8 protein-coding genes are annotated in these 6771 nt (G+C 65.1%); all 8 read right to left on the reverse strand.

The features are described 5' to 3' along the window. Window positions 1-258: transposase (locus VGC13_RS15725; protein WP_331126220.1), on the reverse strand; the 258-nt coding region annotated here is incomplete at its 3' end. Window positions 259-657: 399 nt separating this feature from the next. Further along, window positions 658-1368: a M23 family metallopeptidase gene (locus VGC13_RS15730; RefSeq protein WP_331126221.1), complete on the reverse strand. Its 711-nt coding sequence runs from the start codon at window positions 1366-1368 to the stop codon at window positions 658-660. A gap of 289 nt (window positions 1369-1657) precedes the next feature. Continuing rightward, window positions 1658-1981 (reverse strand): hypothetical protein, encoded by a 324-nt coding sequence (locus tag VGC13_RS15735; RefSeq protein WP_331126222.1) that lies wholly within the window; start codon window positions 1979-1981, stop codon window positions 1658-1660. Between the two features lie 1728 nt (window positions 1982-3709). Continuing rightward, window positions 3710-4144, reverse strand: coding sequence for a hypothetical protein (locus VGC13_RS15740; RefSeq protein WP_331126223.1), 435 nt, complete (start codon window positions 4142-4144; stop codon window positions 3710-3712). Further along, entirely contained in the window at window positions 4144-4611 is a 468-nt protein-coding gene (locus VGC13_RS33445) for an RHS repeat-associated core domain-containing protein (RefSeq protein ID WP_349264222.1), read from the reverse strand. Before VGC13_RS33445 ends, VGC13_RS15740 begins: the two co-directional genes overlap by 1 nt. Window positions 4612-4650: 39 nt before the next feature. Further along, a complete protein-coding gene (locus VGC13_RS15745) occupies window positions 4651-4782 on the reverse strand; it encodes a hypothetical protein (protein ID WP_331126224.1) in 132 nt (43 codons plus the stop codon). Window positions 4783-5105: 323 nt separating this feature from the next. Next, window positions 5106-5552 (reverse strand): hypothetical protein, encoded by a 447-nt coding sequence (locus VGC13_RS15750; protein WP_331126225.1) that lies wholly within the window; start codon window positions 5550-5552, stop codon window positions 5106-5108. Window positions 5553-5702: 150 nt separating this feature from the next. Next, a partial coding sequence (locus VGC13_RS15755) for an RHS repeat-associated core domain-containing protein (RefSeq protein WP_331126226.1) occupies window positions 5703-6771 on the reverse strand: 1069 nt, incomplete at its 5' end.

Here is a 6771-nt window from a genome sequence, read left to right on the forward strand (position 1 = left end):
CAGGATGCGGCTGGCCTGTAGCGCATTCCAGCGCGCGCGGGAGAGCACGCGGTGATAGTTCTGGAAGGTGCGCTGCGCCTCCAGGCCGGAGATGCGGAGTGCCGCGGTGACGGTGCGCCTGCCGGGTGACAGCAGCGCGCCGATGACCAATTGGCGCGCATTGGCGAAGGTAGGCTGCGTGAAAAGAGGTGAGAACGAGACGATGAGCGCCTCGAACTCAGCAAATCCGATCGCGATCGCAGGGGCAGGTAGGCACATGCACCCAATGTAAACTGGACGGGTGTTTTGGCGAGACCTGCCGCCGCCCTAAGACTTCGAATTGGACAAAGTCGAGCTCAAAGGGTGTTGCTAAACCTGACCCTGTGATTGACTTCCTGAGGGAGGCGCCGCCCCGTACCTCGCGTGTACACTGCACCTTGGCGCCGACCGAAGGACCTCGCCAGCAGAACGACGGGCTGGTCCCGCGGCATGAAGCCGGCCCCGCCTCGCCGGAGAGCAGGTCCTTCGGTCGCGCGCAGGCGGTTGTATGGAACCGGGTTGCACGTGGTGCGCTCCCTCAGGAAGTCATCGCTTCTTTGTGGATTGGGGGGGTAGCAACACCCTCTCAGGAAGTCAATCGCGGTGAAAAGCATGGCGACACCGTCTGCAGGACAGGGCCTACCGCAGCAGCGGATACGGGTTTTCGGGAACGCCGCCCCAGTATTTGCGCGGGTCGGCGGTGGTCGACACCTCGAAGTGCAGGTGGTAGTTGCCGGGACCCGCATCGCCCGTGTTGCCCACGTAGCCCAGCACCTGGCCCCGGCGCAGCGGCCGCCCCTCGGCGATGCCGGGCGCGTAGCGGTCCAGGTGCGCGTAGTAGTAGATGGTGCGGCGGTCGGGCGCCAGCTCGTACAACGTGATGCCGCCGCGCCCGCTCTGGAACAGCTTCATCACCACGCCGTCGGCCACGGCCATCACGGGCGTGCCGCGCGCGGCCATGATGTCGATGGCGTCGTGCCGCCGGCCCTGCCCGCGCGACTGCTCGTAGGTGTCGACCAGGCTCGCCGCGCCCACTCCCTGCACGGGGATCAGCAGCCCCAGCCCGGATGCCCCCGCCGGGGGCGCTACCGGCGGGATGGCGGGGGAGGGAACCGGCGCGTCGGGCCCCACGCCGAACGGCACGTCGCGCGGGGGATCAGCGGCGGGGGCGGGAACGGCCTCCGCGGCGGGCGCCCCGTCCGCGACGGCGCCGGGGAGCGGGACCCCCGGGCGCAGGGTGCCGCCGGCGCGGCCCAGCGCGCCCGGAGAGGCGCGTTCGGCGGCGACCGCCATGGCGAGCACCGAGACGGCGCCCAGGGCGTAGGGGAGCAGGAACCGGGAGATTCGCATGGTGCCACCGCGCGCGAGACTGCCGGAGAATCACCCGGCCGGCGCGGGCGCATACGCGCAGGGCCGCCATCAATCTAACGCCGTAACGCAATGCGGGCCAATCACTTGTTTGGATCGACCGCGTTCAATCCGACAGAAGCCGATGCGACGGGGACTCGCGTGGACCGTTACTCCGGGGGGCTCCATGCGCCCGCGAGTGGGGATCTGTCCGAATCCCGTCAATCAGGCCTCCGGATCCGTGCCGCTGCCGGCCTTCCCCCGCGAGTGGGCGTCTGGGTGCGTTATCGTGTTACAGCATCGCCCAGAACGCGGCGATGATCGCCGCCATGAAGCTCACGACCTGCATCACCATGCATTGCAGCAGCCGGCGGACGATGGCGCCGCCAGTCCCCGGACGATAGTTGCGCGCATCCAGCACGTTCTGCTGCCAGATCCACGACCGTCCCCCAAATACGCTGTCCCTTGGCCGCAGGTCGATTCGATCGTGCCGGGACTGCCTCAGCAGCCAGTGTAGGCGGATGGATGCCGCCACGCCCGCTGCCAGGCACAGCAGCACCACCGTGTACGGCACGGGCGCGTCCGCGAACGACATGGGAAACGGGGGAAGCGCCATCAGCACAGTCAAAAGAGCTCTTGGGGTTCAGCACGTTGAGCCGCCAGAACGGTGCGGAGCCGCTCCGGACGCTCGTCGGCTGGCCCTCCTTGCGGATCACCAGCGGGCGGTCGATGCCGCCGGCGTGGAAGTAGCTCACCCGCCCGTGGTACGGCCCGGTCGTGGACACGGCATCCAGGTCGAACCTGTCCTCCGCGTCCAGCCGCAGCTCCCACAGCACCTGGTCGCCGGACCACACGTACCGCGTCACGTGGCTGACGCACGCTCCCGATCCCCCTCCGCTGCACAGGTCGTCGCGGTTGCTGCGCACCAGCACCCGCCGCCCCAGCGGATCGTAGCGGTACTCCTCCCACACCCCCGCCCTGGTCACCGAGGTGCCGCCGTTCAGCACGTTCTCCTGGTAGTAGCGCAGGCGCTGGTCCGCCGAGTAGAACGACCTGCTGCGCGAGTGCCTGGTGATCCGGAAAGCTTCGCGGGGCCACTACGGCGAGAAGGTGCGGGAACTGCGGAAGGCGGCGCGCGCTCGAGCGTGGCGCTGACCGCCCGGGCGACGAGCGCCGCCGGGAGATTCTGGATCTTCTTGAGCGCTAGCGTGGGTGCGCTCGCAACTGGCGTAGGTGGACGCCGAGATCGAGCGGCAGGTCCTGCAGTACGCGTCGGCGCGGGCGCTCACCACTATCCCGCAACTCGGCGCCGCTACGATTCGTTCGGAACTCGGCGCAACGGGTGAACGAATACCAGGGGTATGCCCAATACACTGCTCACGGGTGCCGCTGGCGCCGCCCGCGAAAAAGCCACAGTCGCCGGAGTAGAACGAGGGTGCCGATAGCGGTTAGGTACAGCGGCGCGTTCAGACTCAATAAGGTGATCGTATGGACGAGTGCCGTCGGCAGCTCCAGGTGGCGCTCGCTCCCCCAGTCGTACATCCATTGGAGGTGGAATGCCAAACAGCCAAGGCCTGCGATGAACCCGACGATCGTCTTGGCCCCCCAAGTGTCCAGCGGGCGTGCTCGGATCGCCGCCCACCACAGCCCTCAGGGGCGGCAGCGTTCGGACCGGGCCGGTCTACCCAAGGCACGGTTGAGCAGGTTCTCAGAACGGATCGCGGGCGCCTGTATCTGTCCGTCCCCGTGCTTCAGGAAATGGTAGGCGTGCCCGAACTCGTGAGCGATCAGCGCGTGTACGCCCCAAGGCGCCACACGGGCGCATCTCCGGTTCCTCTCGATTTCGTACGGCTCGTGTGTGCCACCGGCACGGTGCAGAAAGTCCGAACACCCGATGTGTTCAGTTCGTTAGTGTACCGGCCGAGAATGGCGCAGGTAGGCGACAGCCGCTCCGATGCAGCAAAGCCCCAGCGGGATGAGCCACAGCGCGTCTACAGTGCTGAGGCCCCCCATGATGACCAGTAGCATTCCGATCCCGATAGTTAGCGCTGCAGCGATATAGTCGCGCAGTCGGTTCCGCCGCCGGCCTTGATGGGCCCGAAGGGCGGCGGCAACCATGAAGGCGCCGAGGAGAAAGCAGGATATCGCCCAAAATATCGCGAGGTAGACGTCTTCCGGCTCCCTGCTGAATTCCGCGGTCTGATCTGGTAACACCGACAGAGACAGCGCCGCGCCAGCGAATGCCAGAAGTCCAAATATCGCCAACATCAGTGTCCATACTCGCGACATATCATCTCCTTCGGATGCCTGCACCCGGTTCTTTTGGTTTCGACGTGTTCGTCAGTCAACGTTCGTTGGAGAACCACCGCTGGTAGTACCTCTCTACCCGGGTGCCGTACTCGCTGACTGATGTGCAGGAGTTACAGTTGTAACTTGTCGCCCATGATGCAACGAGTCTGTCCGGGTTGATTGGGTCTTCAGCGGTCACAAAACGTAGATGGGTTGCAACTGCCTGGATGTTCACCGCAGGATCCATCAGATCACGTCGAGTGTAGCCGTGTTTCCCTTCCGTGACTTGGCCCAACCCAATGGTTGAGCCAATGCCGATTGCCTCGGCAAAGTCCTCCCCAGGCATCTGATGAGTCATCTCTTCGTGAAGGATGGCCTTGATCAACCCAGGATTAACTCCCCTCCTGTCAGCGGCGGCGGCGATCTCATCGCCATACTCGCGGAGCACTGCGTGAGCTGAGGCCCCGCGCGTGATCTCTCCGAGGCGCATCAGGAATTTCCGGCAGCAGTCCTCGCCATCCTCCTCCGGTGAGAGCCCGTACGGATCGCTGTATGTGACCGGGTCCCCGCCGCGAATCCGTAGGCATTCAGCCCGCCCGCCAGCCTGATCGGGTCCGTCTGCGTGAACTGGCCGGTGGCGGGGTCGTAGTAGCGGTTGCGCATGTACATCTGGCCGCTGGCGTCGCGCATGCCGTCCACCAAGCCGCCGATCGCTTTGCGTGAGAACGGCCTCACCCGGATCGGATGGGGCCGATGCGCCGCACCTCTACGGGGGCGCGAACGGTCGCCAGGATGCTGGGGCCACCGGGCGGTGCCCGGCCCACGGAGTACTCCAGGGTGAGCGTGGCGCCGGGTGGCCTCCAGGTAAGCACCCGGTAGGATCGTGCGGGGATGACACCTCGCGCGGGGACCTCGCGCGTGCTGGATACAGCGGGGGCGCCTACGAGTGACGTCCATCGAGACTCGATTTCTGCGACGGTTCGGGCTGGATCACCGCTACCGGCGGAAGCCGGGCGCGGGCGCATGCGTACCCACCGCGAGCGAGCCGCGCGTGCTGCCCAGTTCCGGCTCACGGTTGTCCTGCCGGAACAGGTACTCGTTGGTCCCGCTGGTGGTCGCTTCGCTCAACAGCCCTTCGCGGTCGCGGACGCCGGCCGGGTGCGCTGCAACTCGCCCCAGCTCATCCCAAGATGCACGCCAGACGCCTGGGGAAGCATGTACCGCGACGTCTGCTCGGCGGCTGAGCCCCCGCCGTCCCTTCCGCACCCGGCCAGGAGCAGCAGTGCCAGCGCCGTCCCGCGGGCGGCGTCAATGCTCCGCCGAAGCATAGTCGTTCGCGTACACGTGTGTATCTGCAATTTGCTCACAGGACTTGCCGCGGTTGGTTTGATTGGTTCCCTCGCTGATCCCGGTAACATCAGCACATATGCGCGATGAATCGCCAGATCGGCTTACGATCCGTTCCAATCCCGAACACCTCTGGTCGCCCGGGTCGCAGCTGAGTCGGAATACTGCTGCGTCCGTTCACGCTTCATGGTGAATGAACCCTGAACTGGAGCCGCGTTCTCGACAGTGGAGAGCCATGTGCCCGCAATGCCATCCCCCGTGAGGTTGCCCGTCATGATTGGTGAAGCGTCTTTGAGGTATGGTGCCAAGTGGATGACAACTCGAGTGCCACGAAGGAACGCATGCACCGTCTCGATCCGGTCTGCACCTGGTCCCTCTTGGAAAAGATCTTCGGCATTTAGCCCTGCCGAAGAAAGATTGACGTATGCACGGCCGACAATCGTGGAATCGCTCGGCTCCGGGTCCTCTGGGTAGCGCGGCAGTTCGGAATGGAGAACCAAGATCCCGCGACTGACGTAAGGGCGGCCATCAAAACCACCCGTCGTCTCCATCCGGAGCATCCATTGCCCTTCTAGCGGGCTGGCGGCGGGTGATCCCTGACGGCAAGCAGGTGCGAACGCGAGACAAATAAGGATTGCAAACCACGCCTTATGAGTGGCTTTTCGCTTCCGGAACTCGGTTGTGTTCGGTTTCATGGCTGACTAGGAAGGTGGCAGGTTGTGTTCTTCGGCGTATTCTTTTCCTTCCGGATCGTTGGTATTTGGCAGCCTCAGCACATCACGGTTTTGATCGTCGTAGTACTCGACGCAACCGTTGGGAGAACTGTCAGGCAGGCCGCAGTCTGGATCAAACTGCACTGCACCGTTGTTCTTCGCCAAGTCTCCAAAGGCGTGAATGATCTCGTGTCCAGCCCCTCTCGCAAGGCTCGTTGCGTCAGGGTTGGAGCCGAGGACGATTATCGCATTCCGGCGGTCGGCCATAAACTGGCAGTTTACCGACATCTGGCCGCGCTTTACGCAAGACGAACTTGTCTGATCCTCGTGAATCCGAACATTGAAGCGGGGAGAAGCAGCGACTACGTTGTAAACAGCACCAAACCACGGCTGAGTGCGGGCGAGGGTCAAGAGTCCTCCGATGACGGCCCGTCGGAATTGAGGGCTCCCCGTTACGTAGATTGAATCCGCTTTGAGCCCATACGGATCTGAATATGAAACCGGGTCCCCTGCCGCGAACCCGTAGGCATTCAGCCCGCCCGCCAGCCCGATCGGGTCCGTCTGCGTGAACTGGCCCGTGCCGGGGTCGTAGTAGCGGTTGCGCATGTACATCTGGCCGCTGGCGTCGCGCATGCCATCCACCAGGCCGCCGAACCAGGTCCGGATGTCGGGGCCGCCACCGCTTCTTGCGTGACGGGCGGTGGTCCGGTAGCCGGGCCAGTTGATGTTGGTGCACCCGGTGGTCTGGCCGGTGCAGTCGCTCACCGCGCCGCTGGTGTAGGTGCCCCGCGCGAACTGGCCGCGCCAGTTCTCGTGCGGGATGATGGTGGGGCTTCCCTCCTTGCGGATCACCAGCGGGCGGTCGATGCCGCCGGCGTGGAAGTAGCTCACCCGCCCGTGGTACAGCCCGGTCGTGGACACGGCTTCCAGGTCGAACCTGTCCTCCGCGTCCAGCCGCAGCTCCCACAGCACCTGGTCGCCGGACCACACGTACCGCGTCACGTGGCTGACGCACGCTCCCGATCCCCCTCCGCTGCACAGGTCGTCGCGGTTGCTG

It is taken from the genome of Longimicrobium sp., assembly GCF_036399255.1.
Lineage (GTDB): Bacteria > Gemmatimonadota > Gemmatimonadetes > Longimicrobiales > Longimicrobiaceae > Longimicrobium.